Source organism: Oleiphilus sp. HI0086 (assembly GCF_001635225.1).
Window position 1 is genome coordinate 1 of the sequence record NZ_LWFZ01001340.1, and the last position, 834, is coordinate 834.

The window sequence follows — 834 nt, forward strand, 5'->3', positions numbered from 1 at the left end:
TTTAAACCCGGTGCAAACGCTTTATCTGCAAAGAATCTAAAGCTGCTAGATAAGATAGAAGAAAACTTTTACAAGGCGCTAAACAATGTACATAACCTGACCGAAGACAAGATTCTGCGTTTATATCTTGATTTGATCAAAGCAACGATGCGTACAAACTTCTATCAGCACGATAGCGGTGGTGCGGATAAAAGTTATATTTCGTATAAGTTGCAGCCGCGTTTAATTCCAAACGTTCCTTTGCCCGTTCCAATGTATGAGATATTTGTTTATTCGCCCAGGGTTGAAGGGGTTCATTTGCGTGGGGGGAAGGTTGCTCGTGGTGGCTTGCGTTGGTCTGATCGTTATGAAGATTATCGCACTGAAGTTTTAGGCTTGGTTAAGGCTCAGCAAGTTAAGAATGCTGTTATCGTTCCGGTTGGTGCGAAGGGCGGCTTCGTTGCTAAGAATTTTCCAAGCGACCGGAAAGGCTTCATCGCTGAAGGGATTGCGTGTTACCAAACCTTTATTACCGGAATGCTTAATGTAACCGATAACCTGGTTAATGGTGAAGTGGTTAAGCCGACCGAAGTCGTATGTCATGATGATGACGATTATTACCTCGTAGTTGCCGCGGATAAAGGCACAGCAACCTTCTCTGATATTGCGAATGAGATATCTTTGGAGAAGGGGCATTGGCTTGGTGATGCCTTTGCTTCGGGTGGTAGTCACGGCTACGACCACAAGAAAATGGGGATCACTGCAAAAGGCGCTTGGGTATCAGTTCAGCGCCATTTCAGAGAGCTAGGTCTTAATACGCAAACAACGCCATTCACTGCAATTGGTATCGGTGAT

1 protein-coding gene is annotated in these 834 nt (G+C 45.0%); it reads left to right on the top strand.

Going from position 1 to position 834, the window contains the following annotated elements; genetic code table 11:
* On the top strand, positions 1 to 834 hold an 834-nt coding region (locus A3756_RS23155; RefSeq protein ID WP_197481487.1), incomplete at both ends, for an NAD-glutamate dehydrogenase domain-containing protein.